Genomic DNA, 25296 nt, shown 5'->3' with positions numbered 1-25296 from the left:
ACGCGGTGGTAACTCATTGATGACGGCAACCCACCTTGGTGAGCACGTTGTCAACGATCTTTTCCGACATGCCGAGGTGCGACCTCGGCTCGAACAGGCGGGCCAAGGCTTCCTTCTCCATGACGGCGGTAACCCGGGGATCGGACTCGATGGCATCGCGGATCGACACCCGATCGCGCTGACATGCCTGGCTGATTTCAAAAACAATCTCGTACGCACTGCTCTTGCCGAGCTTTTTTGCCATCTCGAACACGAGTGCCTCAGTGCAGATGGAATCGGCAAAAGCGCGGGCGTTTCCTTCCATCTTCTTGTCGTTGACCGTTAGCTGGCCGATCGTGTCCGTGACCAGCGAGATCGCCATCAGCGCGTAGTGCGAGACATCGGCAACGGCGCACCACTCCAGGCGGGTTCCGCGATAGTCGCGCTCATGCTCCAGTATCATGGCATCCAGGGCGAGCATGACTTGCGTTTTCGCCAGTCGCGCGAGGACGACGACCTGCTCGCATCCTTCGGGATTGCGCTTATGAGGCATCGTGCTGCTGCCGATCTGCTGAGCGGACCAGCCTACCTCGACCTCTCCGATCTCCCAGCGGTTCAGGGTGCGGATCTCGTCAGCCACGCGCGCCAGCGACGCAGTGGCCATTGCCAGCGTGCTGACGAATTCCGCAACGCGATCGCGCGCCACGTGCCACCCCGCCAGTGGCACCTGCAGGTTCAACCTGCGTGCGAACCCTTCCAGCAGCAGCATGGCCTGGCTGCCGAAGGCCGCCATCGTGCCAACGCCCCCGAACAACTGGGCCACGAGTACCCGCTGCCGCACCTCTGCGAGGCGTTCACGGTGGCGCAGGAGTTCGTCGATCCAGCCCGCCACCTTCAGTGCGAACGTGGTGGGCAAGGCTGGAATCGAATGCGTCCTGGCGACCATCAGCGAGTTGCCGTGCGCGCGTGCTAACACCGCGAGCCGCTGCAACAGAACATCCAGTGCGTCATCCATTGCATCGAGCACGTCGCGCATCTCGAGCGACTGGGCGGTGTCTTGGATGTCCTGGGTCGTCGCGCCATAGTGGATAAATTCGCTGGCGCTCGCGCTACAGTTTGCCTTCAACGCACTCAGCAGAGGCATCAGCGAATGCCCGGTTTCCGCCACCCCTTCCGCGACACTGTCCAAATCGATGGCCGAGAGCTTCGCGGCGCGTTCAATCTCGAACGCGGCCTGCCGCGGGATGATGTCGAGGTCAGCTTGAGCCAAGGCGAGTGCGGCCTCGACGTCCAGCCAACGCTGCAGGCGGCAATGGCTGCAGAAGATCCTTCTCGATATTGGCCCCGCATATCCACCGCCGTGTATCTTGGAGTCGAGGATATGGCTGTGCTCATGCAAACAGTCCCTAGGGCTGGGTTGAAAGGCCCTGCTTTCTTTCGGATGCCCTTTGAAGAGCGAATGAACGGTAATTCCTGAAGACTGCGGATTCATCATGTCTCCTCTTTTGCAAGCTGCGGCTGTTCGGAAGTTGTTTCCATTGCTACCGGCTCCTTCGAGACGTTACGTACACCCTTGTGTATCACCAGATCGACCATGTCCGCTGCCAGCCCGACATAGCTAAGTGGGTCGAGCAGACTTGCGAGCTCCTCGCGCGTGATGCATTCGGACAGACGTCCAGCGTTGAGCAAGGCTTCCCGGAACGACATATCGTCTCGGCGCGCTTGCTGGGCTACGTCGTGCAGGAGCTCGTGTGCGGTCTGCTTGCCAAGCTTGGAGCTCAGCGCCAGCATGACCCGTTCAGACATGATCAAACCGCCCGACAAGTCCAGGTTCTGGCGCATCCGGTCCTCCCGGATTTCAAGTCCGGCAGCCAGAACCTCGTCCATCCGGGACAGCAGCGCGCCGGCATAGATGAAGAGCTCGGGCAACGCAGCCCACTCGATGCGCCAGGTCGTGCCGTCGCGCTCGTGCTGCTGGAATGCCGCGTCCGTGAGCGCGACCATCTGTGCCCGGACCATGCGGGATAATGCACTGATCAGATCGACGGTCGATGGATTCTGCTTGTGCGGCATCGTGCTGCTTCCCACATGCCCAGGTCGGAACCCCTCGCGAACCTCGTCGATCTCACTGCGCTGCAACTGGTAGACCTCGTTCGCCATCCTGCCCAGCGTGACCGAAGTCTGAACCATCAGCCACGCTGCCTCCAGAATACGGTCGCGCGCAGAGTGCCAACTGGTCAGCGGAACGTTGAGGCCAAGCCTGGACAGTGTTCGCTGCTGGATGTCGAAGCCCGGCCGACCGAATGACGCCATTGTGCCGACTGCCCCGGTTAGATTGCCGACCATTACCCGGGCACGCGCCTCACTGAAACGCTCGAAGTGTCGATCTATTTCGTCAATCCAGATCGCGACCTTGTAGCCGAACGTGGTCGGCAACGCTTGCTGGCCATGCGTGCGCGCGACCATCGGTGTGTGCCGATGGCGCCGTGCCAGCGTCACCAGATGGCTGCGGATCGAATGCAGCCGGGCAAGGACAAGGGTCCAGGCCTCCTTGATCTGCAGGACCAAGCCCGTGTCGAGAATGTCCTGCGTCGTCACGCCGTAATGGACGTATTCACCCCAGCCATTTGCGCATAGTCTGGCCAGTGCCCGGATAGTGGGAACAAGGACATGTCCCGTCGCAACGCTTTCACGGCCCAACGCTTCAAGATCGAATAGTTCCACCCGGGCTACGCGGGCCACTTCCAGTGCTGCGTCGTTCGGAACGATACCCAGATCCGCCTGGGTCGCGGCCAGCGCCACTTCAACGTCGAGCCATTTTTGCACCTGGTTGGAGTCGGAGAAGATCGCGGCAAAGTCGGGGGCGGAGTAAGCGCCCCCGTGGATGCGAGATTCCGTTATATGAGTTGGCATACTCAAGGCTCCGCTTGACCTGTCCGCGCGGTTAAACGCTCTGCATTTCTTGCCACACAGCGTCGAAGTACGCTGTCTCGACACGGAAATGCTGGGCTAGCGACGTCAGGAACGATTCCTGGAACGCGCGATCAGAAATGCGACGCGAGATCAGCTGCCACTCGCGCTTTGCTCGCGGCGGCACGAGGCTGATGTGAATTTTGTAGTACTCGGCGGCATCCTCGCTCACGCCCGCCTGCAGCAGCGCCTGATACAGCTTTTCGTGATTGCGCGGAACAACGAGTTCGGTGACGTAGAACACTGCCAGGCCCCACCCGACGTCGGGATTTCGGAAGCTGCGTGCGCGGTTATTCAGATAAGCGATCTCCTCCGGCATCGTAGTGACAGCTTGGAAGTCTTCATCAAGGCCTACGGCTTTGAGCAGTTTGCCCAGCAGGCGCGGGTGCGAACGTGTTTCGTCTTCTTCGCCCAGTTCGCCGTAGAGATAGCGGCTCAGCGCTGCGGCCTCGTCGACATCGACAAGATTCACCAGCAGATCCGCCGCGTCGCGATAGAGACGGAACGTGCGCATCCATTGGTGTCGCAGGAAAACCTGAAGCTGCGCGCGTGACGCCTTCCCTGCAAATACATATTGCGACATCGGGTGTGTCTCGCGCGACTGTGAGGAGATGGCCAGTTCGAGCCGCTGCTGGAACTGTGACTCGGACAATGGCGTGTGGATGTCCGCGGCCGGGATGTAACGCTCTTCAACTTTATAGATCGCATTCGACAACCACCGGCGAGTCAGCGATGTGGATACGTCGTCGCTTAGCGAAAGGATGTACAGCAGTTGCTGGTATTCGGTGAACGCGCCCGCGCTGCCCTTGTGCGCGGACTCGGTCAGTTCCGTTAGCGCCCTGATGGCGCCGTCGATCTGTGCAGGACTGGCGTTGGGCGCAAGTGCCCCGGCGACGACGCGCGCGGCAGGGGTTTCGAGTTGCTGCAGCTGATGTAGAGAGAAGTTTCGAGTAATCATTATGCGTATCCCTTTTCGGTTGGTCTGCTGAGTAGATCAAGCGTTCTGGATGGCTTGGCCTTGCATTTCCTGCCACAACATGTCGAAGTAGGCTTTGTTGATGTCGAAGTGGCGTACCAGCGACTGCATGAACATGCGCTGGAACGATTCGCCCGGCGCCAGCTTCGCAATGAGATTCCACATTTCTTCAGTGTCGATTTCGTCCTGGGTGCCATGCAGCCGGTGAAACTCGCTTGGCTCGGCCGGCACGTCCAAACGCTGCAGCAACTCATAGATGCGGCGATGGTTCACGCAACTTACCGACTCCACGGCGTATAGCAGTGCCAAGCCCCAAGCCACGTCCGTATGGCGAACACAGCGAATTCGATTGTTCAGATAGGCTTTCTCGAGTGGATCGAGCCGCGCAAAATCGATACTTAGCGGGATGTCGAAATACGTCATCAGGTGCGCAAGCAGCGCCGGGTGCGACCGGTCGGGACTCTCTGCACCGGCTTCGCCATACAGGTTGCGATAGAACACCGAAGCGTCTTCGATAGCTTCGAAGCGGAACGCTAGTTCCGCAAGCAGGCTGTAGAAGTTGTATGAACGTGTCCAATGATGTTGCAGGAAGAACCGGACGTCCCGCAGCGGTGGCGTCCCCTCGAATAGATGGACCGACATCGGATGCTTCACGCGAGTACGGGCCGCGATCTCGGCATCCACCCTCTCCCGAAACTGGTCTACCGGCAGTGCGGTGAAATTGGGAAGCTCAGGTGCGAACTTGTCTTCCACCAGGTATATCTGGCTTGCCATCCAGCGACGGGTCGGCTCCGTACGTGGCTCGCCCGGCAGATGCAGCTCAAGTAGCAATGACTGGTATTGCGCATAGGATGCCGCGTCCCCGGCAAGGCCTCTCTGGGTGCACTGGAGCACGGCCTCCACGGCATTGACGACCTGTGAATAATCCGCGCCTGGCTTCAGCGCCGCAGCCAGCAATCCAGCTGCATCCTGCGTTGGCGTTCCTGCCTGGACGGCGTGAAGTGCCATACCGCCTGTCTCCTGTTCTTTATGGACTTTACTCATGAAAACCCCTTTAGCGACGAAGATTTTTAATGATGAATAGAATCGACATTCAAGGCGGCCCTAGAAGGAGAGACGGTCAAAAGTGCGTTCTCCAGGCACTTCTAGCGATGAGACGCCAAATCGAATGGCCTTTCGATGCAAGCCAGAATTGACGTGCGTTTCGCCCGCGCCTCGTTATGCGCTCTATTTATCTTTGAACAAGGCTAAACCTTCCCAAATGGTAAGGTCAACAAACGTCCGAAATTATTTTTCGATCACTGATCTAAGGTGGCAGGGCTGATACAGAAGCGGCACTTTCGAAATGCAACGCACTTGCGGGACCTAGAATTGCATTTGTATGTGGCGCGCGAAGGTGGCGGCGACACTGCCTCCTACCTGAGCGGTAAATTGAAAGCCTAATTGATTAACTGCAATGAGTAGGCGTCTGTACGTGCACCTCGTGCTGTACTGCTCATAGCCATACGGGGGCCGTGAGGAGAGCCGAACGATTCTCTTCTCGCGTAACACGAGGAGAGGATGTGACTGTGCACGAGCCGCCCCCAGCAAGCCTGAGCAGAAACGCTCGCCCTTGGGCGTTGCGGCGCAGTGGGTTTCGCGGCCCCTAGCTTACTCCGACCGCGACGCCAATCGCTCCAGCCATTCTTGGCATGCAGAGAATATGCGGATAATGGAAAAATGGTTCCGGCCCACGGATTCAGGCTTGGTGCGCCACATGCCCATTGTAAGAGTGACCGTAATAGGCCACCGTTGCGCTATGGGTGAAGCGCGATCATAAACGCGTCCTGCATTATGCTGTATGCATTTATTATCTCATCTGCTGCAATATCGCCTATGCCCGTTTTTGACATACGAGTCACCAGCTCTCTATTTTCAAATATCCGCAACAGATAGATCTCAGAGCATTCATCCCATTGTTTGAGGACCATGCATTGGACATAACGATCCAACACCATGGAAATTTCATTGCTTTGTTCTTGACTTTCAAGTTCGCAGAGTTTTTTGGTAAGCAACCTCACAATATCGATGTGGAAGCGTGACCAGAACACATCGTCATAGGCGCTCTTGATGAACGACGCAACGCCGGCGATTCGCAACAAGGCATATTCGCGAGCACAAGGTTCGAGCTGCTCCGCTGTAAGATCTAACAGCTTGCAAATTTCCGCGACCGGCAGTAGCTGACGATCCCGCTCCAGGCAAATATCTACCAGGAAATATTTGTTCACCCAAGCTGCAAGGTGATGTGGATCAGAAAAGATGGTTTTTTCTTCCAGCCCTATAATCCCAGTCATTCCTGGTTGGCTACTCGGGCCCGGTGCTCGTTCCGAAAATTCGAGTGCGTTCATAGTCATCCTAAAAGATAGCTGTACCTACAATCATACCGGCTTATTGGTGGCAAAAGAAGAAATACAAATATCGATAGAAGATTTAAGTAACTACACTTTGAGGTTTTTCTCGAAGTTGCCAAGGCTTGGGACAAGCTTGGACGAAGCTAGCGCACTGGACACTTGCGCATGTATTCGATGCCGCATGCTATAGGCTGACTGGCGGCCACCCAATATGGGAAGTATTCGCCGATGCCAGCGCGCCGACTTCCCGGGGCACTGGCGAGCCCCAGACGGCAAGATATGAATACTGCTCGGACACACAACAACAATCTTGAAACTAGGAATACCCGAGCAGCACCGGTAGTGCGGAGGTGTTCGTCAAACAAGGTCTAGTGGCGCGGCCGGCGAGACTGACGCCCTGTCAATCAGGTCGGCGCCGGAGTGGAAACCACCGCGCGCCTGCGGCCGTGTCCCGTTGCCTTGTACTTTGACCTGCACGCGCTGCCCGGACCGACGCCAGACGGACACGAGAAGTCAGCCAATGATACAGCTGGGCTGGCACGTGAATGAGGGTCGCCAGATAAGCTACCAGAACTACTCCAACTACCAAGACGGTGGTAGGCGTGTGCATCGCATTGGCGGGGGAAGGTACAAACATTGCGACGGCGTCATACAGCACGGCCACGACAGGCCATGCAAAATACAAACTACCTGTACCAAAGACGCCGGCCCAGAACCACAGGTCGGTATGATCCTCGTCCGGCCTTTGTCGTTGGCGGATGACGAACCGAATGTCGCAGGCCACGGCGGCGGCAAACAGCATGAGGAACCAGCATGCATCCAATGTGTCCATGATTGCTCCAAGCTTGGCTACCGGCCATCGCGGGGTGCTGTGCAGCACCAAGTTGATTCCATTACCCCGTGACTGTTGAAGCCATGCTGCAGTCAGTGACACATCCGCTCTGTCAGCAGTTCCGATAGTGCCAACAATGTAGCGGTGCGTCTGGCCCGTCCTCCGCAAACGGCCCATATACGTAGGTCGCAGGGTCGTTCAGTTGCGGCCTAACGCGGTGTCGAGAGCATACTGCAGCTCCCGCTGCGATTCCGACAAGGGCATCAGCACGAGGCACCCAAATCCGGCGCGCTCGCACACTTCCTGTGCACGGCTGATCTTTTGCAGCGCATCGCGAAGGGCAATAACGGCGTCCGCTTCTGTCGGTGTTGATATCGTGAAGTCGATCATTTCGCTCGAATCCAGTGGAGCCTTACTTGTCACCTTCGCGCACGCGCAAGGGGTGTCATCGCGCCCCTTGCGCGACGCAGCCATCGCCCCCCCAGCAGCCGCGAAACCCTACATACGATTTATACAGTTTTCGGGCCCAGGGCCTTTACACACGGCCGCTACGCCGCAGGCCTTAGAGCAACCGGTGGGACGGCTCAGGAGCATGCTAGGCCGATAGCATTGCATGCACCAGCCGAAACATACCGTCGCACGATGGTCAATTCGCCCCCTGCCCAGCACTGGAGTACGGACGGGCCTTTGGAGCCTGGGCGGCTCGCAAGTTGAAGCAGCCGGTCGGCCTGTGCCCTTTCGACAGAGAGCCATCCACAGCCGGATACAGCGTCGAACGGTTTGTGGGTAGCCTTGTGGGTATGGATCGGCGCACAGGCACAGAAATGAAAAAAGCCCTTGAATCTCAAGGGCTTTTTAAAAATGCTTGGCGGAGACGGTGGGATTCGAACCCACGATACAGGTTTTGCCCGTATGCTTCCTTAGCAGGGAAGTGCCTTCGGCCACTCGGCCACGTCTCCTAGTCGATCGCTCAACTATCGTCTTTTGCTCTACATTTCTGCGTCACATCAGACGACCGCCATAGTAATTGCCAGGCCCACTTTGGTCAAGGAAATCGGCGGTTTTTTTTTGAAATATTTACTCTTTTTCCAGTTCGAACGCCTTGTGCAGCGCGCGCACGGCCAGCTCCATGTATTTCTCGTCGATCAGGACGGAAATCTTGATCTCCGACGTCGAGATCATCATGATGTTGATGCCCTCTTCCGCCAGCGTGCGGAACATGTCGGACGCCACGCCCACATGGCTGCGCATGCCCACGCCCACCACCGAGATCTTCGACACTTTCGCATCGCCGATCAGCGTGGCGTAGCCGATCGCTTCCTTCTGCGAATTCAGCGCTTCCAGGGCCTTGTTGTAGTCGTTGCGCGAGACCGTGAACGTGAAGTCCGTCTTGCCTTCCACCGACTGGTTCTGGATGATCATGTCCACTTCGATGTTCGCATCCGCGACCGGGCCCAGGATGTGGTACGCCACGCCCGGACGGTCGGCCACGCCCATGACGGAGATTTTGGCTTCGTCGCGGTTGAAGGCGATGCCGGAGATGACTGCTTGTTCCATATTGGTGTCTTCCTCAAACGAAATCAGGGTTCCCGAGCTGGCTTCCTCGGCCAGGTCCATCAGGGGGTCGGTCAGCGACGACAGCACGCGCGTCGGCACGCGGTAGTTGCCGGCGAATTCCACCGAGCGGGTCTGCAGCACTTTCGAGCCCAGCGACGCCAGTTCCAGCATCTCCTCGAACGTGATCGCCTTCAGGCGACGGGCTTCCGACACCACGCGCGGGTCGGTCGTGTAGACGCCGTCCACGTCCGTGTAGATCAGGCACTCGTCCGCCTTCAGCGCGGCGGCGATCGCCACGGCCGAGGTGTCGGAACCGCCGCGGCCCAGCGTGGCGATGTTGTCGTTCTCGTCCACGCCCTGGAAGCCCGTGATGACGACGATCTTGCCTGCTTCGAGGTCCTTGCGCACGCGCGCGTCGTCGATCGACTGGATGCGGGCCTTGGTAAACGCGGAGTCGGTCTTGATGCCCACCTGCCAGCCGGCGTAGGACACGGCATCCTTGCCGATCGCCTGCAGCGCCATCGACAGCAGGCCCACCGAGACCTGCTCGCCCGTCGAGGCGATCATGTCCAGTTCACGCGGGTCGGGCGGATTCTGGATTTCCTTGGCCAGCGCGATCAGGCGGTTCGTCTCGCCGGACATCGCGGACGGGACCACGACGATCTGGTGTCCCGCGTCGTGCCACTTGGCGACCCGGCGCGCGACGTTCTTGATACGGTCCGTCGAACCCATCGACGTACCGCCGTATTTGTGAACGATTAAAGCCATAACTTGCGTTTTCCACTCGGTTGAAGTAAGGGAGCCCTTTACTCTACATGCTGCAATGCAAAAGGACAAGTCAAAAAACCAAGGAGCTCATACAGTTCAGGCATAAGCTCATGCGAAAAAACGCCCCGCCGGCAAATCTTATTCGGCCATCCAGCGCAAGACGATCAAATCGTTCCGCCCCTGCACAACGTTTCGGCAGTCCATGCCGATCCCGGCAGCGAACACCGTCTGCCCCGGGATGCCCACCACAGGCAGGCGGGTGCGGTCCCACGCGGGGATATCCAATGCCTGGTAATGCTGCTTCAGGCCGCGCGTGGGGCGGTTCGGCGCCAGCTTCAGCCGCTCGCCACCTCGGCGGAACGAGATCGTCAGCAGCTGCGCCTGCAGCCACTCGGGCGCGCAGCCCTCTTCCGCACGGTCGAAATGCAAGCTGCCGCCGTAATCCGGGAAGGCGATCGACGCCTCGCCCAGCCAGCGGAAATGCTGGAACGGCGCTTCCTCGAAAATGTCCTCGCGCGTGCCGGCCAGCGCGCGCTGCTTGGGCGCCAGGTACAGGCGGCCGCGGTAGCGCCGCACTTCGCGGTCGGGGTGCGTGACCAGCAGGTTGGCATCCTCGCGCGCTTCCAGCAGCTGCGCCGTCATCTCGGCCAGCCAGCTGGCCGATGGAATGCGGATGCCGCACACACCGAACCAGTGGCGCAGCAGGTTGTTGCGCCGGTCTTCGTCCAGCGCACGCAAGGCTTCGACGTCGATGCCGCCGTCGCGCTCGCACGCCTGCAGGTCCTGCGCCGCCAGTTGCGTCAGCAGCCGCTGGGCCGACTGCGCATGCGCCGCGCTGCGGGCGAAGCGCTGCTGGTAGCCGGGGAACGCGGCCGCCAGCGCCGGCATCACGGTGTGGCGCAGCGCGTTGCGGGCGTAGCGGGTGTCGTCGTTCGATTCGTCGTCGATGTGGGCCAGGCCGTGCTGGCGCACGTAGTCCTCCAGCTGTTGGCGCGACGCCTGCAGCAGCGGGCGCGCCAGCACGATGTCGGCGCTGCCCAGCAGGCCTGGCGCCGTGTTGAAGGCGTCCATGCCGGACAGCCCCGCCGGCCCGGCGCCGCGCGCCAGCTGCAGCAGGATCGTCTCGGCCTGGTCATCCAGGTGATGGGCCGTCAAGAGGGTCGTCACGCCATGCGCGCGGCACAACTCGCCCAGCGCGGCGTAACGGGCCATGCGCGCGGACGCCTCGGTGCCCGTGCCGTCCGCGGCTACCGTGACGCGGCGCGCCGCGAACGTCACGCCCAGGCGCGCGCACTCGGCCGCGCAGTGCGCTTCCCAGGCGTCGGCGTTGGCGCTCAGGCCGTGGTGGATGTGGAAGGCGTACAGCGGCCGTTGCAGCGCTTGCGCCAGATGCAGCAGTGCCGTCGAATCGAGGCCGCCGCTGTAGGCGATGGCGAGTGGGCCGTTGCCCGGGAGTGCCGCGACGGCCGTGGAAAACAGGTCGGAAAGGCTGGTGTGACGTGACTTCATGTGTTACCCATAAAAATAGGGACAGACCCCATTTTTCAGGCAATGTTTCCCGAAAAATGGGGTCTGTCCCCGATTTTGCTGCAACGCTGGTTTATTCCTGCGGCGTGGTTTCCTTGAACTTGCCGTAGCTGAGCAGCTTCTTGTGGCGGTTCTCCAGCAGTTCCTTGGTCTTCATGCCCTGGAACTGGCGCAGCGAGTCGGCCAGCGCGCGCTTCAACAGCCGCGCCATTTCCTTCGGATCGCGGTGCGCGCCGCCCAGCGGTTCGTTGACGATCTTGTCGATCAGGCCCATCGCCTTCAGGCGGTGCGCCGTCAGGCCCAGCGCCTCGGCCGCCTCGGCGGCGCGCTCGGAGGTCTTCCACAGGATCGACGCGCAGCCTTCCGGCGAGATCACGGAGTAGGTGGCGTACTGCAGCATCAACACGGCGTCGCCCACGGCGATCGCCAGCGCGCCGCCGGAACCGCCTTCGCCGATGATCGTGGCGATCAGCGGCACCTTCAGCTCCGCCATCACGTACAGGTTGTGGCCGATGGCCTCGGACTGGCCGCGCTCTTCCGCGTCGATGCCGGGGAAGGCGCCGGGCGTGTCGACGAACGTGAAGATCGGCAGGTTGAACTTCTCGGCCACCTTCATCAGGCGCATCGCCTTACGGTAGCCTTCGGGTTTCGGCATGCCGAAGTTGCGCATCGCGCGCTCCTTCGTGTCGCGGCCCTTCTGGTGGCCGATCACCATGCAGGGCTGGCCGTTGAAGCGCGCCAGGCCGCCGACGATCGACTGGTCGTCCGCGTAGGTGCGGTCGCCATGCAGCTCGTGGAAGTCGGTGAAGATCTCGTTGACGTAGTCCATCGTGTACGGCCGCTGCGGATGGCGCGCGATCTGCGCGACCTGCCATGGCGTCAGCTTGGCGTAGATGTCCTTGGTCAGCTGCTGGCTCTTCTTGGCCAGCCGGTCGATCTCTTCCGAGATGTCGACGGCCGAATCGTCCTGGACGAAACGCAGCTCTTCAATTTTGGAATCCAGTTCCGCGATCGGCTGTTCAAAATTGAGGAAAGTAGTTTTGGTCATTGGTCCTCCGAGAGTATGGTCCCCGTGCGGCGGCATGTGGCCAGGCTGCGTGGGTTCGGTTGTGTTTATTCTACCGGACAAAGCTGCCGCATCACGGCGGCGGCACCGGGTCCAGGCTGCGCCACAGGTACCACGTGGCGACGGTGCGGAACGGTTCCCAGTTGGCTGCCACTTCGCGCGCATCGCTGCGCGAGACGGGCTCGCCGGAAAAATAATTATGGCTGATGCCCGCGATCAGGCGCGGGTCGTCCAGTGGCAGCACGTTCGGCCGCAACAGGTTAAAGATCAGGAACATCTCGGCCGTCCAGCGCGTGATGCCGCGGATCTGCACCAGTTCGGCGATGACGGCCTCGTCGTCCATCTGGTGCCACTCGCCGGCATGCACCTTCCTGGCCTTGAAGTTGTCGGCCAGGTCGAGGATGTATTCGGTCTTGCGCTTGGACAGGCCGCAGGCGGCCAGCTGCGCGGCGCCCGCCTTGATGACGAGCGCCGGCGTGAATTTCGGACAGGCGTCCAACAGCTTCTGCCAGGCCGCGTTGGCGGCCTTCGGCGTCACCTGCTGGTTGACGATGGAACGGGCCAGGGTCGTGAACGGGTCGTCGTGCCCGACCAGGTGCAGGTCGCCGAACTGCGGAATGAGCTTGTTCATGATGCGGTCGCGCCGCATCAGCTCGGCCTTGGCCTCCTCCCAGTAGGGCGGCACCGCCATCTGCCGGCCGCCGGCATCCGTCTTGTCCCTGGACTGCAGCACCATTATGCGCGGCGCCAGTTCGTCGTGCCGTCCGGCTTGTCCTCGAGGACGATGCCTTGCGCCAGCAGGTCGGCGCGGATCTTGTCGGACTGGGCGAAGTCGCGCGCCTTCTTGGCCGCGGCGCGCGCGGCGATGGCTTCCAGGATGATCGCCTCGCCGATCGCGTCCGTGGCGCCGGCCTGCAGGAATGCCTGCGGGCTGCGCTCCAACAAGCCGATGACGCCGGCCAGCCCCTTCAGCTGGCGCACGGCCACGGGCGACTTCGACTTGTTCACTTCGGAAGCCAGGTCGAACAGCACGGAGACGGCGATCGGCGTGTTGAAATCGTCGTCCATCGCCTCGGCGAACTTCTTCGCATTCTCCTCGTTCCAGTCCAGCGGCTGGCCATCGCCTTCCACGCCGTCCAGCGCCGTGTACAGGCGGGTCAGCGCGCCGCGCGCGTCTTCCAGGTGCGCGTCCGAGTAGTTCAGCGGGCTGCGGTAGTGGGCGCGCAGGATGAAGAAGCGCACCACTTCGGCATCGAACTTCTGCAGCACGTCGCGGATCGTGAAGAAATTGCCCAGGGACTTGGACATCTTCTCGTTGTCGACGCGGATGAAGCCGTTGTGCAGCCAGTAGTTGGCCATCGGATGGCCGAACGCGCCCTCGGACTGGGCGATCTCGTTCTCGTGGTGCGGGAACTGCAGGTCGGCGCCGCCGCCATGGATGTCGAAGTGCTCGCCCAGCGTGGCGCAGGACATCGCGGAGCACTCGATATGCCAGCCGGGGCGGCCCTTGCCCCACTTCGAATCCCATTTCACTTCGGCCGGCTCGGATTCCTTGGAAGCCTTCCACAGCACGAAGTCGAGCGGGTCGCGCTTGCCCGTGTTGACGTCCACGCGCTCGCCGGCACGCAGGTCGTCCAGCGACTTGCCGGACAGCTTGCCGTAGCCCTCGAAGCCGCGCACCGCGTAGTTGACGTCGCCGTCCTCGCCCTGGTACGCCAGGCCCTTCGCCTCCAGCTGCTCGATAATCGACAGCATCTGCGGCACGTAGTCGGTCGCGTGCGGCACGTCCGTCGGCGGCAGGATGCCCAGCGCCTGGGTGTCCTCGTCCATGTAGCGCTCGAAGCGCGAGGTCAGCGAGTGGATCGATTCGTTGTTCTCGACGGCGCGGCGGATGATCTTGTCGTCGATGTCCGTCACGTTGCGCACGTAGCGCACGTCGTAGCCCGATGCCTTCAGCCAGCGGTAGATGACGTCGAACGCCATCATCATGCGGCCATGGCCCACGTGGCAGTAGTCGTACACCGTCATGCCGCAGACATACATGCGGACCTTGCCCGGTTCGATCGGTACGAATGCCTGCTTCTCGCGTGCCAGCGTGTTGTAGATCTTCAAATTGCTCATCGGACTCTTATTGTGCTGTGGTCCGCCACGTTCCGGCCCACCAGCGCCGACCGGGCGCCGGCATCTGGATGCCGCGCCTGCCTGGCGCCAGCGTTCCGGCACTCCTCCCTGGGACGTGCGGACCTGATCGTTTTTTGTCTTGCCCGGGCACCCGGTGCCCGTGTGCTTTTACATGGTTCTGGTTTCCATCCGAGACGGTCTAGAATGGAAGCCGTCGCCAAGTATAGCATTGATAAAATGCCGCTGGCCTAAACTACAACCTTCAGGAAAGTAAAAGAACATGCGTGCTAAATCTTTCTCCATCATGAGCGGCGCCCTTGCCGTGCTGCTGTCGGGCCCGCTCCTGGCCGCCGACCCGCAGGTCTCGCTGAAGACGACGGCCGGCGAAATCGTGTTGGAACTGAACCAGGAAAAGGCGCCGAAGACGGTCGCCAATTTCCTGGCCTACGTGAAGAGCGGCTTCTACAAGGACACCATCTTCCACCGCGTGATCGACGGCTTCATGATCCAGGGCGGCGGCTATACCAAGGATCTGAAATCGAAGCCGACCCGCCCGCCCATTCCCAGCGAATCGAAGAACGGCCTCAGGAACGAGCCGTATTCGGTGGCGATGGCACGCATGGACAACCCGAACTCGGCCACGTCGCAGTTCTTCATCAACGTGGCCAATAACGAAGGGCTGGACTACCCGAACTTCGACGGTGTCGGCTACACGGTGTTCGGCAAGGTGGTGAAAGGCCAGGAGGTGGTCGACAAGATCCGTGGCGTGCTGGTGGACGACAAATCGCCGATCTTCCAGAACGTGCCGGTGACGCCGATCGTCGTCAAGTCGGCCACGATCCTGAAGACGCCGGTCCAGCCGGCGGCGCCGAAAAAGGAAGCGCCGGCGCCGGAAGCACCGGTGGAACCGGCGCAGCCGGCCATCGCGCAGTAAAATGGTATTTTGCCATCGTTTGCCGCGTGCTGTAATATCGCGGCCCCTGACCCAACCAGATACAGGAACACCATGACCACCATTACCATCACCACCAACAAGGGCAAGATCGTTGCCGAGCTGGACGCGGAAAAAGCGCCGAAGACCGTCGAGAACTTCCTGAACTACGTCAAAGCCGGCCACTACGACAACACCATCTTCCACCGCGTCATCGACGGCTTCATGATCCAGGGCGGCGGTTTCGAGCCGGGCATGAAGCAGAAGCCCGCCGAGCAGACCGTGGAAAACGAAGCCAAGAACGGCCTGAAGAACGAACCGTACACGCTGGCCATGGCCCGCACGTCGGCGCCGCACTCGGCCTCGGCCCAGTTCTTCATCAACGTCAAGAACAACAGCTTCCTCGACTACCCGGGCCAGGACGGCTGGGGCTACGCCGTGTTCGGCAAGGTCACCGAAGGCACGGAAGTCGTCGACGAGATCCGCAAGGTCAAGACCACGCGCAGCGGCATGTTCGCCGACGTGCCGGTGGAAGACGTGATCATCGAGAAGATCGAAGCCGCGTAAATTCAACGCCGTTGAAACTGTTCATCTCCGACCTGCACCTGCAGGAAGACCGGCCCGCCCTGACGGCAGCGTTCCTGCGCTTCGTCGACGAGCGGGCCGTGCACGCCCGGCAGCTGTACCTGCTGGGCGACCTGTTCGAATACTGGGCGGGTGACGACGACCTCGACACCCCCTTCCACCGCCAGATCGTGGCCGCCCTGCGCGGCCTGGCCGGGCGTGGCGTCGAACTGTTCTGGATCGCCGGCAACCGCGACTTCCTCGTCGGGGAAGCGTTCGCCCACGCCGCCGGCCTGACCCTGCTGCCCGAGACCTGGGTCATCGAGGACCACGGCCGCCGCATCGTGCTGGTGCACGGCGACGCCCAGTGCACCGACGACGTCAATTACATGGCCTTCCGCGCCCAGGTGCGGCAACCGGCCTGGCAACAGCAGTTCCTGGCCATGCCGCTGGCCCAGCGCAAGCAGATCATCGCCGGCCTGCGCGACAACAGCCGCAAGGACCAGGCGGGCAAGAGCTACGACATCATGGACGTGACGCCGCAGGCGATTGCCGCCGTGTTCGAGCAGACCGGCAGCACCGTCATGATCCACGGCCACACGCACCGCCCTGCCCTGCACGCCATGGACGGCAAGTTGCGCTACGTGCTGCCGGACTGGGAACCCGAACGCACGCCGCCGCGCGGCGGCTGGATCGCCATCGGCGACGACGGCGCCATCACGCGCCACGCGCTGGACGGCGCGCTGCTCGCCTGACCCGCTATCCCCAAATTTGCCGCTCGGTCCAACCGAGTTCGGCGAAATCCCGCGCGCGCAGCGGCGCCTCGCCGCTGGCGTAGAACTCGTCCAGCTGCGGCGGCGCCACATTGGTCCCGGCCAGCATCGCATGCACCTGGCCACGATGATGCACCTGGTGCTGCAACAGGTGCGCCAGCAGGCGCTCGCGCGTGTCGCGCTGGACGTGATCGACGCGCAGGATCGTCACCTCCTCGTCCAGCACTGCGTCCGTCAGCGTGTCGCAATACGCGATCAGCGCCGCATCGCTGTCCTTCTGCGCCTGCCACACGGCGGCGCAGGTCACGTATGGCACCTCCACGGCGAAGAACTCGGCCCGGTAATCCGGATGCGACGGCTGGCCGCGCGCCTGGCGCCACAGCGCGTCCACGTAGAACTGCTGGACCGTGACGAGGTGGTTCAGGGTCAGGCCGATGCCAGGGAAGAAATTGGTGCGGTCGGTCGCGGCGAAGGCTTCCTGGTCGAGTTCACTGCAGGCGCGCAGCAGCCGGTGGTTGGCCCAGGCATTGTTGTAGGCGCCCGCGCGCAAATGGCGGGCCAGGCGGTCGGTCGTCAAGGCGCTCTCCTTTCCAGCGCGGCTGTGGATGCCGCGACACGCGCCACGATAGCAGAATCAAGCGAGCGCCACGCGATGCTTGCGCCGGCTGCGCGTCCGGCATAAGCTGGCCGCACCACCCATTCGGACCGGAGCCGCCATGCAGGACGATGCCGCAATGCCGTTGACCGAGCGCCAGCGCAACGAGGTGGAATACCACCGCCAGCACGCCCGCGAGCATGAGGACATGGTGCAAAAGCCCTTCTCGTTCGACGTGCTGGACCGCCCGGAACGGCGCTGGTGGAACGCCTACTGGCAGATGTACGCCTACCTGACCCGCATCGACCTCGCCGGCAAGCAGGTGCTGGTGGTCGGCTGCGGTTTCGGCGAGGACGCGCTGCGCATCGCCCGGCTGGGCGCTCGCGTGCACGCGTTCGACCTGTCGCCCGATTCGCTGGCGATCGCGCGCCGGCTGGCCGCGCGCGAGGGCCTGGACATCGACTTCGCCGAGATGCCGGCGGAGCGGCTGGCATATGCGGACGACTCGTTCGACTGCGTCGTCGCGCGCGACATCCTGCACCACGTCGACATTCCCGCCGCGATGCGCGAGATTCGCCGCGTGGCGAAACCGGGCGCCCTGTTCGTCGTCAACGAGATCTACTCCCATTCGGTCACCGACGTGATCCGCCGCTCGCGCCTGGTCGAGGGTTTTCTTTATCCGCGCATGCAGCGCCTGATCTACGGTCCCGGCAAGCCCTACATCACGGCGGACGAGCGCAAGATGTCGGAACGCGACATCGCGCTGGTGCGGGCGATCCTGCCGACGCTCGAGCTGTCGCGCCACTTCAACTTCCTCGTCACGCGCGTGTTGCCGGAGTCGAAGCCGCTGGTGATGGCCGACCGGGTGCTGCTGGCCATGCTCAAGCCGCTGGCCAACCTGATCGCCGGACGCCGGCTGTTCGCGGGCCAGATCGTGAAGTAATCAGTGCTTCGGCACCGCCGCGAACGCCGTTTCCAGCCGGCGCACCAGCGGCAGGTTCATCGTGTGGGTATGGCGGTTCCAGTGGTCCATCGTCGATTGCAGCTCGTTCTGCAGCCGGTGCGCCAGCTGGTATTCGCGCGCGCCGGCGGCCCAGATCGCGAATTCGGCCTTGGCTTCGAAGCTGCCATGGCGCTTGACGACCTCCTCGAAGACGCTGCGGGCGGCGTCGGCCTGCCCGCTGCCGGCCAGCGCCTGCGCCAGCAGCAGGCCGACCTGTTCGGCACGGAACTGCGGGTCGGCACGGCGGATCGCCTCCAGGTGCGCCAAGGCGGCGGCATGCCGGCCGCACGCCAGGCTGGCGCGCGCGGCGCCCAGGCGGATCTCCAGGTCGCCCGCGAATGGCCCTTCCAGGCAGGCTTCGAAGGTCTGCGCCGCGGCCGTGGCGTCGCCCGCCTCCAGCTGGGCGGCAGCCAGGCGCATGCGGTTCTGCGCCGTCGGCGTAAAGTCGAACGCGGCCTGGGCGGCGCGCAGCTCACGGGTCGGGTCGAGCATGCGCGCGGCGCCTGCGACGGCCTTGCGGGCGCCGTGCTGCAGGCGCGAATCAGGCAGGTAGACGCCGAAGAAATAGACCACGCTGCCCAGCAGCGGGAAGGCGAACAGGATCATCAGCCAATACATCTGCTGGCGGCTGCGCACCGCGTGCACGGCGAAGAACAGGGCGACCAGCACGTGCAGGCCGATACCGAAGATGGGCATGGATAACTCCGACGGGACGAAAGACCAGCGCTGAGCGCGCAGGCAGCCATTGTAGGCACTCGCCCCGTTATCCACAATATGGCCGGAGCGGCTTGCGCGATGCTAGTGGCACCAGCAAGACCCACGAGAAGCGGGACTCGTTGTGCTGCTGGCGCATGGTTAACCCCAAGACCAAAAACCGGGGTCAGACCCGCCGGGTCTGACCCCAGCTTTCTGGTGTTGGGTGAAAAACAGCCTGCGGCACTAGTGCGTGTCTGCGGTTACATTATTTCGCCGGCTCGACCCGCACCGACAACCCGGTCGGCGTGGTGCGGATCGCCGTCGGAATGAACTGCACGCCGCCGTAGCGCAGGTCTTCCGGGCGGAACGTGTACACCGGTACGTCGCGCACCAGGCGGTCGATGACGACGTTGCCGGCCGCCGTCAGCTGGCCCTGCAAGGCGCCGTCGACGCCGTCGATGGCGAAGCGCTCGATGCGCGCGTCGGCCAGCACGACGGCGTTGCGCACGTTGTCGACCAGCAGGCGGCCGGACAGCATCACATTGCCCGTCAGCGCGCGGCGCACCAGTGGCGTCGAGGCGATCACCTCCGACTCCAGCGCCACACGGTCGTTATCCCGCTGCAGCGACAGGCGCGGGTGCGCCAGCTGCAGGTCGAACACTGCCAGCGCGCGCTGCTGGATCGGAAAGCGCTGCTCCAGGCCGCGCTGCAGCTTGGCCAGCGGGATGTCGACGTCGCGCGGCCCCGTCAGGCTGGCGCAGCCCGCCAGGCCGGCCGCCAGCACGGCCAGCCCGAGAAACTGGCCCAGGCGGGCACGGCGCGCATGCGTGTGTTCTGTCATGGTAGCTGTTCCTGTTCTTGTGTGATTGTTGTTGCGTGATTGTGGTTGCGTGATCGAGGCGCATGATAGCTTATCGGAACGCCTCGCCGGGTCCATTTCCCTTAGAGTGACGCCATGACCACGCTCACCTCTTACATCGGCTGCGCCGGCTGGAGCCTGTCCAGCGCCGTCGCCGCCAGCTTCCCCGGCGCAGGCAGCCATCTGGAACGCTATGCCGCCGTGTTCGATGCGGTCGAGATCAACTCGTCGTTCTACCGGCCGCACCAGCCCAAGACCTACGAACGCTGGGCCGCCAGCACGCCCGCGCACTTCCGCTTCGCCGTCAAGCTGCCGAAGACGATCACGCACGAGGCGGGCCTGGTCGGCGTGGACGACGCGCTGGCGCGCTTTGCCGGCGAGGCCGGCGCACTGGGCGACAAGCTGGGCTGCATCCTGGTGCAGCTGCCGCCCAAGCTGGCGCTCGACCCCGGTCCGGCCCGCGCCCTGTTCGCCGCCCTGCACCGGCGCTTCGATTGCCTGCTTGCCTGCGAGGCGCGCCATGCCAGCTGGTTCGGCGACAGCGCCACGCAACTGCTGCGCGACGCCGGCGTGACGCGCGTGCTGGCCGATCCCGTCGTCGCCTACACCGGGCCGTTCGTACCAACCGCGCCCATGGCCTACGTGCGCCTGCACGGCAGCCCGCGCATCTATTACTCGGCCTATGCGCCGCAGCGCCTGGCCGACGTGCACGCGTGGCTGGCGCAGCAGGCGCCAGGGTCCTGGTGCATCTTCGACAATACGGCCTCCGGCGCGGCGGTGCCCGATGCGTTGGCGCTGCGGGCCATGTTCGGCTGACGTCAGCTTTCCCACTGCAGCTTGGCGGTGACGCCGCGGCTCTTGCCCGGCAGCGCACCGTTGACATCCGTCGTCAGGCCCAGAGACAGCGAGCGGCCCAGGCGCGGCATGTGCCGGTATAGCAGCGAACGATGGCGCGCGCGGTCGCGCCATGGCTCGACCAAGTCGAAGCGGACTGCCTCGCCGTCGATGGTGCCTTCCAGACGCGCGGCCGAGGTGTTCTGGACGATCGCCCGCAGCGAGTCGCGCGCGCTCATGTGCAGCGTGCCGACCCAGCGCCAGCCGTAATCCACGAAATCCTGGCGCGAGCGGTGTCGCACCCAGGCCCGGTTCCAGCGGTGATCCGACTCCAGGCTCCAGCCGGCCGGCAGCGCGAAGCGCAGGCCTGCTTCCGCCTGCAGCGTGCCGCCGCGGCCGACGGCATCGGCCTCGACGTCCAGCTGGCGCCCCACCGTCAGCTCGCCGTTCAGCCGCACCAGCCACGGCAACGGCGAGCTCTCGATCCCCACGTACACCACGGGCGTACGATGCAGCCGGCCACCGGGACGCGCGCGCTGGCGGTCGAAGCCGAGGTCCGCCCAGAAGCGGGTCTGGCGCGCCCCATACAGCCAGAAGCCGGGGCGGATCCAGCGCTGCACCACCTCGCCGCTGGCGGCGCCCGCAGGGCCGCGGGCCAGCGTGCGCTGCTCGTGCAGTCCCAGGTGCAGTTCCGTCTCATGCGTGTCGATGCCGCCGGGCAGGTTGCGCGCGCCCAGCCGGCGATTGAGCTGGATTTCGGCCTTGGCGATGCCGCTTTGCGGCACGAAGCCGTTATCGTTGAAGAAGTCGGCACCGATCGCTTCCAGCTGCGCCATGTTGGCCCAGTCCGGCGACATGTAATCGAGCCTGCCCCAGGCATAGGCGCCGTGCGCCTGCCGGCCCGCGCGCGGCATGCCGGCGTCGTCGAACGTGGCCGTCGTCGCCGATCCCATCAGGGTCCACGCCGCCTGCACGTCGCCGCCGCCCTCGTGGCGGCGGCGCCATTGGCCATCCGTCCCCAGTACCAGGTTGCGGCCGCCGGCGCGGTAATCGCGCGCGGCGAGAAACGCGCCCATCACCGCGGCTTCATCATGGCGCCGGCCGCGCAGCAGCATGACGTTGCTGTCCGCCGCGTTGACGTGTTCGACGGTCTCGTAGGCGGTGCCGCGCAGCACGGTGCCGCCGGCGCGGTCGTGGCCGGCCAGCGCCGTCGCATCGACGTCGGCACCGCGGTAGGTCGCGCGTGCGCCCCACCCCGGGTCGGCGATCGCACGCGAATAGAACGCGGGAATACGCATCCCCAGCACGTCCGCGCTCTCCAGGAAAAAGGCGCGCTTCTCGGGCAGGCTCAGCGCGATGCGGTTGGTGCCGGCACTGGTGGGTTCGTCGATCTCGACCTGGGAGAAATCGGGATTGAGCGTGGCATTGAAGACCCAGTCGGCGCGCGGGCGGGCCGTAATGTCGAGGCCCAGGTCGGTGCGTCGACTGGTCGTGCCCGCCACGCTGGTGCGCCGGCTGGTCAGCTCCGGACGGAACGACCAGAAGCCCTTGTCCTGCACGACCGGCAGGATCCGTTCCATCTGGCTCAGCTCGTCCATCTCGGCGATGAAGCTGAGCGCGTTCTTGTCGAGCGGGGCGCTGAGCAGGAGCATGCCGCCCGCCCCGGGCACGGAGCGCTCCACCATCATGCGCCAGGGCCGCGCCTCGCCGTGCGGGAAGCGCAGGCTCGACAGCGGCCAGCGCAGTTCGACGGCGTAGCCGTCGGGCAGCTGGCGCACCGCCGTTTCGACCGGGAAGTCGGGGCCGGCATCCTCTTCATCCTCATCGGCCTTGTAGATGCCGTCGCCAACCACGCCTGCCACGTTGACGCGCACGAACTGGGCGGAGCGGCCATGGCCGGCCGGATCGATCCAGACGCCGACGTAGTCCTGGTCGCGTGCCACCTTGTCGCGCCGCGCCAGCGTGCCGGCGGCCGCGTGGCCGGGGGGATGCCAGGCGCGGATGGCGAACAGCAGCGCGCCGGCGTCGATCACGAGCTGCACGCTGGTGCGATAGGCCCGCGGCGCGGCAATGCCATCTTCCGGCTGGTACTGGTGAAACCGCTCCAGCGCAGGAACACCGGCCCAGCCGGCATCGTCCAGTGCGCCGTCGATGGCGATGGCCGCCGCGCCTTGCACGACGCCCGGGGCGATGGCGCGCGTGTTGGCGGCGGCCGGCGCGGCCAGCAGTGCCAGCGCAAGGAACTGAGGAACAACTGAAAACAGCGGTCGGCCAGGGCCGCCGCGGGAACGTCGGGACACGCGCACTCCGTGGTATCGATGAAATGAAAAATGCCTCGCCCGGTGACGGGCGAGGCATTATACATTTGCTAAGTGTGCGTGCCGGTCGCGCGCGTCAGGCCGCCAGTCCCGGATTGCTGCGATAGCGCTCGAAACGGTCCGGCGTGACCATCGGGCCGAACTCGACGTTGCGCGCCGCGATGTCGTGGTAGGCGCCGACCAGCCCCATCTCGCCGCGCTCGATACAGCCGCGCAGGTATTCGCTGCCGTTGATGATCTCGGCCAGCGAGTTTTCGATGTTCTGGCGCGTGACCTGCTCCAGCTGTTCCTTGCTGCCGGCCGGCGCATGGTGATCGCCGCACTGGCACTGGCGCACCGCGACGCCGATCTTGCCGGTGATCGAGCCGATGCTGTGCGCATGCTCGTTCTTCAGCGCCAGGCCGACGGCGCCGCAGCTGGAGTGGCCCTTCACCACGATCAGCTTGGCGCCCAGCTTGTGGGCGATTTCCAGGCTGCCGATGATCTCCTTGCTGATCACGTTGCCGGCGATGCGGATCGTCAGCAGGTCGCCCAGGCCCGCGTCGAAGATGATCTCCGGCGAGGTGCGCGAGTCGATGCAGTTGACCACGACCGCCATCGGGTGCTGGCTGCTGGCCGTGGCATCCACCTGGTGCAGGTAGTATTTCTTGATCCAGCGCCCGGCCTTGAAGCGCTCGTTACCGTCGCGCAGCAGTTGCAGAACGTCCCCCGGCTGCAGGCGCGTCTGCGTTTCCTTGTCCAGCGCCGGCACGAACTGGATCGGGTCGTTCAGCTGGTACTCGTCGCGCAGGCCGATGATGTTGAGCTGGACGTCGCGCTCGGCGGCCGCCACGCGGTAGTCCTCGATCGTTTCGAGCACGTCGTGGTCGATGTAGTCGGCGTTGCTGGCGTCGATCAGCACCTTGGCGCCGTTCGGGATGTCCCACAGGGCCGTCTTGATGGTGGCCTTGTTCAGGAACGACACCTGGTTCGGCAGTTCCATCTTGATCACTTCGCCAATATGCAGGCGATACTGCTCGATCGAGAACGGATTGCGGAAGTTGCTGCGCATCAGATAGAACAGGCTGGCGGCCAGGCCGATCAGCACGCCCATCAGCAGGTCGGTCACGACGATCGCCACGACGGTGATCACGAATGGCACGAACTGCGACCAGCCCTTCTTGTACATGTCCGTGAACAGCGAGATCTTGGCCAGCTTGTAGCCGGTCATGATCAGGATCGCCGCCAGCGCGGCCAGCGGAATCAGGTTCAGCAGCGGGCTCAGCACCAGCACGCTGGCCAGCAGCAGCAGGCCGTGGAAGACGGCGGACGCCTTGGTGCGGTTGCCGCTGTGGATGTTGACGGAGCTGCGCACGATGACGGACGTCACGGGCAGGCCACCCAGCAGGCCGGCGAAGATGTTGCCGACGCCCTGCGCCACCAGCTCGCGGTTGGGCGGCGTTTCGCGCTTGTGCGGATCGAGCTTGTCGACCGCCTCGATATTGAGCAGCGTTTCCAGCGAGGCGACGATGGCGATCGTGGCCGCCACGATCCAGACGTCCTTGTTGGCCAGGTGGGCCAGGTCGGGCAACTGGACGAAGGCGCCCAGGTTGTTCACGTCGACCGGCGGAATATCGACCAGGTGGCTCGGCTCGATGGCCAGCCCCGGCACGTATTTGCTGAACAGCACGTTCAACGCGACGCCCAGGACGACGACGAACAGGGGCGCTGGCAGCAGCTTGACGTTTTTCAGCGGCGTGCGGTCCCAATACAACAGGACCAGCATCGACAGCCCGGCGATGACGATGGCGCCGGGGGTGACGACCTGGAACGCGCTGACGAGCGCCGAGAACGTGTTCTCGCCGTTGGCCTGGGCGAACGACAAGTCGTCGCCCTGGTTGGCGTCGTAGCCGACCGCGTGCGGGATCTGCTTCAGGATCAGCAGCACGCCGATCGCCGCCAGCAAGCCCTTGATGACGTTCGACGGCACGTAGTTGGCGATGAAACCGGCGCGGAACACGCCCATCGCCAGTTGCAGCACGCCGGCGATCAGGATCGCCACCAGCAGGATCTCAAAGGCGCCGAGCTTCGTGATCGAGGCCAGCACGACTGCCGCCAGGCCCGCGGCCGGACCGCTGACACTGGTTTGGGAGCCGCTCAGCATACCGACGATCAGGCCGCCGATAATGCCGGAGATAATCCCCGAGAATAAGGGCGCTCCAGATGCAAGGGCAATACCCAGGCATAAGGGCAAGGCGACCAGGAATACGACAATACCGGCCGGGATATCATATTTAAGCTCTTTGATATTCATGATTTGACGTGGCTAATGAAGGTTATCAGTCACGCGCCAGTGCGCTTTCCCCGGAAACACATGGGGAAACGTTGGCGAGTACGGAATTTGCCGATGACGCGTTACCAGAGGGCCGGATGCTGTGCCGGCGGGTGAGCAACGAGCATTTCATCATCGCTCATCCACGACAAATGGACAATGAGCGGTGCGATGAGCTGCGTCAACGAAGTGCCTGATAGGCGGTAACGTTCTGCGACATCGGCAA

Annotated in this window: 22 protein-coding genes and 1 tRNA gene; 5 read left to right on the top strand and 18 right to left on the bottom strand. The window is 63.4% G+C overall.

Annotation, left to right across the window (positions count from 1 at the left end; translation table 11 throughout):
- Positions 1 to 13: 13 nt before the first annotated feature.
- From E7V67_009655 to cysS, 13 genes are all read right to left on the bottom strand, one after another.
- The gene (locus tag E7V67_009655) at positions 14 to 1474 is read right to left on the bottom strand and encodes an adenylosuccinate lyase family protein (protein WUR15346.1); all 1461 of its coding nucleotides are present in this window, start codon (positions 1472 to 1474) and stop codon (positions 14 to 16) included.
- Positions 1471 to 2892, bottom strand: a complete 1422-nt coding sequence (purB, locus tag E7V67_009650; protein ID WUR15345.1) for an adenylosuccinate lyase — start codon at positions 2890 to 2892, stop codon at positions 1471 to 1473. Before purB ends, E7V67_009655 begins: the two co-directional genes overlap by 4 nt.
- A gap of 31 nt (positions 2893 to 2923) precedes the next feature.
- Positions 2924 to 3907 carry an HOASN domain-containing protein gene (locus tag E7V67_009645; GenBank protein ID WUR15344.1) on the bottom strand — a complete coding sequence of 328 codons (984 nt, stop codon included), beginning with the start codon at positions 3905 to 3907 and terminating at the stop codon, positions 2924 to 2926.
- Positions 3908 to 3943: 36 nt separating this feature from the next.
- Positions 3944 to 4969 carry an HOASN domain-containing protein gene (locus tag E7V67_009640; protein WUR15343.1) on the bottom strand — a complete coding sequence of 342 codons (1026 nt, stop codon included), beginning with the start codon at positions 4967 to 4969 and terminating at the stop codon, positions 3944 to 3946.
- Positions 4970 to 5721: 752 nt separating this feature from the next.
- The gene (locus E7V67_009635; protein WUR15342.1) at positions 5722 to 6312 is read right to left on the bottom strand and encodes a hypothetical protein; all 591 of its coding nucleotides are present in this window, start codon (positions 6310 to 6312) and stop codon (positions 5722 to 5724) included.
- 403 nt (positions 6313 to 6715) lie between these two features.
- Positions 6716 to 7147: a hypothetical protein gene (locus E7V67_009630; protein ID WUR15341.1), complete on the bottom strand. Its 432-nt coding sequence runs from the start codon at positions 7145 to 7147 to the stop codon at positions 6716 to 6718.
- 198 nt (positions 7148 to 7345) lie between these two features.
- Positions 7346 to 7537, bottom strand: coding sequence for a hypothetical protein (locus E7V67_009625; GenBank protein WUR15340.1), 192 nt, complete (start codon positions 7535 to 7537; stop codon positions 7346 to 7348).
- 476 nt (positions 7538 to 8013) lie between these two features.
- Positions 8014 to 8106: transfer RNA gene (locus E7V67_009620), tRNA-Ser, on the bottom strand.
- Positions 8107 to 8224: 118 nt separating this feature from the next.
- Complete coding sequence (locus tag E7V67_009615) at positions 8225 to 9472, bottom strand: aspartate kinase (GenBank protein ID WUR15339.1); 1248 nt, start codon at positions 9470 to 9472, stop codon at positions 8225 to 8227.
- 138 nt (positions 9473 to 9610) lie between these two features.
- Entirely contained in the window at positions 9611 to 10981 is a 1371-nt protein-coding gene (gene tilS, locus E7V67_009610; GenBank protein ID WUR15338.1) for a tRNA lysidine(34) synthetase TilS, read from the bottom strand.
- A gap of 91 nt (positions 10982 to 11072) precedes the next feature.
- Complete coding sequence (locus E7V67_009605) at positions 11073 to 12047, bottom strand: acetyl-CoA carboxylase carboxyltransferase subunit alpha (GenBank protein WUR15337.1); 975 nt, start codon at positions 12045 to 12047, stop codon at positions 11073 to 11075.
- A 91-nt stretch (positions 12048 to 12138) separates the two neighbouring features.
- Positions 12139 to 12801: a DNA-3-methyladenine glycosylase gene (locus E7V67_009600; GenBank protein WUR15336.1), complete on the bottom strand. Its 663-nt coding sequence runs from the start codon at positions 12799 to 12801 to the stop codon at positions 12139 to 12141.
- Complete coding sequence (cysS, locus tag E7V67_009595) at positions 12801 to 14186, bottom strand: cysteine--tRNA ligase (GenBank protein ID WUR15335.1); 1386 nt, start codon at positions 14184 to 14186, stop codon at positions 12801 to 12803. Before cysS ends, E7V67_009600 begins: the two co-directional genes overlap by 1 nt.
- Positions 14187 to 14490: 304 nt before the next feature.
- Here cysS and E7V67_009590 point away from each other — a divergent pair, with 304 nt between their 5' ends.
- The 3 genes from E7V67_009590 to E7V67_009580 all read left to right on the top strand — a co-directional run bounded on the left by E7V67_009590 (position 14491) and on the right by E7V67_009580 (position 16436).
- Positions 14491 to 15120, top strand: a complete 630-nt coding sequence (locus tag E7V67_009590) for a peptidylprolyl isomerase (protein ID WUR16253.1) — start codon at positions 14491 to 14493, stop codon at positions 15118 to 15120.
- A gap of 72 nt (positions 15121 to 15192) precedes the next feature.
- Positions 15193 to 15684 carry a peptidylprolyl isomerase gene (locus tag E7V67_009585; protein ID WUR15334.1) on the top strand — a complete coding sequence of 164 codons (492 nt, stop codon included), beginning with the start codon at positions 15193 to 15195 and terminating at the stop codon, positions 15682 to 15684.
- A gap of 11 nt (positions 15685 to 15695) precedes the next feature.
- Positions 15696 to 16436 (top strand): UDP-2,3-diacylglucosamine diphosphatase, encoded by a 741-nt coding sequence (locus tag E7V67_009580; GenBank protein ID WUR15333.1) that lies wholly within the window; start codon positions 15696 to 15698, stop codon positions 16434 to 16436.
- 4 nt (positions 16437 to 16440) lie between these two features.
- On the opposite strand, the gene E7V67_009575 is transcribed toward E7V67_009580, so the two are convergent.
- Positions 16441 to 17031: a DinB family protein gene (locus E7V67_009575; GenBank protein WUR15332.1), complete on the bottom strand. Its 591-nt coding sequence runs from the start codon at positions 17029 to 17031 to the stop codon at positions 16441 to 16443.
- Positions 17032 to 17170: 139 nt separating this feature from the next.
- Here E7V67_009575 and E7V67_009570 point away from each other — a divergent pair, with 139 nt between their 5' ends.
- Positions 17171 to 17992 carry a class I SAM-dependent methyltransferase gene (locus tag E7V67_009570; GenBank protein WUR15331.1) on the top strand — a complete coding sequence of 274 codons (822 nt, stop codon included), beginning with the start codon at positions 17171 to 17173 and terminating at the stop codon, positions 17990 to 17992.
- Here the strand turns inward: E7V67_009570 and E7V67_009565 are convergent, their stop codons facing one another.
- Positions 17993 to 18748, bottom strand: a complete 756-nt coding sequence (locus E7V67_009565; protein WUR15330.1) for a tetratricopeptide repeat protein — start codon at positions 18746 to 18748, stop codon at positions 17993 to 17995.
- Positions 18749 to 19013: 265 nt separating this feature from the next.
- The gene (locus E7V67_009560) at positions 19014 to 19589 is read right to left on the bottom strand and encodes a DUF1439 domain-containing protein (protein ID WUR15329.1); all 576 of its coding nucleotides are present in this window, start codon (positions 19587 to 19589) and stop codon (positions 19014 to 19016) included.
- Between the two features lie 114 nt (positions 19590 to 19703).
- On the opposite strand from E7V67_009560, the gene E7V67_009555 reads away from it, so the two are divergent.
- A complete protein-coding gene (locus E7V67_009555) occupies positions 19704 to 20423 on the top strand; it encodes a DUF72 domain-containing protein (protein WUR15328.1) in 720 nt (239 codons plus the stop codon).
- Between the two features lie 2 nt (positions 20424 to 20425).
- Here E7V67_009555 and E7V67_009550 read toward each other — a convergent pair whose 3' ends face one another.
- A complete protein-coding gene (locus E7V67_009550) occupies positions 20426 to 22741 on the bottom strand; it encodes a hypothetical protein (protein ID WUR15327.1) in 2316 nt (771 codons plus the stop codon).
- Between the two features lie 94 nt (positions 22742 to 22835).
- Positions 22836 to 25052 (bottom strand): SulP family inorganic anion transporter, encoded by a 2217-nt coding sequence (locus E7V67_009545; GenBank protein ID WUR15326.1) that lies wholly within the window; start codon positions 25050 to 25052, stop codon positions 22836 to 22838.
- Positions 25053 to 25296: the final 244 nt, after the last annotated feature.

The sequence above is a fragment of the [Empedobacter] haloabium genome, assembly GCA_008011715.2.
GTDB lineage: Bacteria > Pseudomonadota > Gammaproteobacteria > Burkholderiales > Burkholderiaceae_D > Rugamonas > Rugamonas haloabia.
This window is presented reverse-complemented; position numbering and strand designations above follow the sequence as displayed.

Coding starts and splice junctions, on each gene's coding strand:
- E7V67_009655 (WUR15346.1), bottom strand. CDS start 1,474: ATGATGAATCCGCAGTCTTCAGGAATTACCGTTCATTCGCTCTTCAAA.
- purB (WUR15345.1), bottom strand. CDS start 2,892: ATGCCAACTCATATAACGGAATCTCGCATCCACGGGGGCGCTTACTCC.
- E7V67_009645 (WUR15344.1), bottom strand. CDS start 3,907: ATGATTACTCGAAACTTCTCTCTACATCAGCTGCAGCAACTCGAAACC.
- E7V67_009640 (WUR15343.1), bottom strand. CDS start 4,969: ATGAGTAAAGTCCATAAAGAACAGGAGACAGGCGGTATGGCACTTCAC.
- E7V67_009635 (WUR15342.1), bottom strand. CDS start 6,312: ATGAACGCACTCGAATTTTCGGAACGAGCACCGGGCCCGAGTAGCCAA.
- E7V67_009630 (WUR15341.1), bottom strand. CDS start 7,147: ATGGACACATTGGATGCATGCTGGTTCCTCATGCTGTTTGCCGCCGCC.
- E7V67_009625 (WUR15340.1), bottom strand. CDS start 7,537: ATGATCGACTTCACGATATCAACACCGACAGAAGCGGACGCCGTTATT.
- E7V67_009615 (WUR15339.1), bottom strand. CDS start 9,472: ATGGCTTTAATCGTTCACAAATACGGCGGTACGTCGATGGGTTCGACG.
- tilS (WUR15338.1), bottom strand. CDS start 10,981: ATGAAGTCACGTCACACCAGCCTTTCCGACCTGTTTTCCACGGCCGTC.
- E7V67_009605 (WUR15337.1), bottom strand. CDS start 12,047: ATGACCAAAACTACTTTCCTCAATTTTGAACAGCCGATCGCGGAACTG.
- E7V67_009600 (WUR15336.1), bottom strand. CDS start 12,801: ATGGTGCTGCAGTCCAGGGACAAGACGGATGCCGGCGGCCGGCAGATG.
- cysS (WUR15335.1), bottom strand. CDS start 14,186: ATGAGCAATTTGAAGATCTACAACACGCTGGCACGCGAGAAGCAGGCA.
- E7V67_009590 (WUR16253.1), top strand. CDS start 14,491: ATGAGCGGCGCCCTTGCCGTGCTGCTGTCGGGCCCGCTCCTGGCCGCC.
- E7V67_009585 (WUR15334.1), top strand. CDS start 15,193: ATGACCACCATTACCATCACCACCAACAAGGGCAAGATCGTTGCCGAG.
- E7V67_009570 (WUR15331.1), top strand. CDS start 17,171: ATGCAGGACGATGCCGCAATGCCGTTGACCGAGCGCCAGCGCAACGAG.
- E7V67_009565 (WUR15330.1), bottom strand. CDS start 18,748: ATGCCCATCTTCGGTATCGGCCTGCACGTGCTGGTCGCCCTGTTCTTC.
- E7V67_009560 (WUR15329.1), bottom strand. CDS start 19,589: ATGACAGAACACACGCATGCGCGCCGTGCCCGCCTGGGCCAGTTTCTC.
- E7V67_009555 (WUR15328.1), top strand. CDS start 19,704: ATGACCACGCTCACCTCTTACATCGGCTGCGCCGGCTGGAGCCTGTCC.
- E7V67_009545 (WUR15326.1), bottom strand. CDS start 25,052: ATGAATATCAAAGAGCTTAAATATGATATCCCGGCCGGTATTGTCGTA.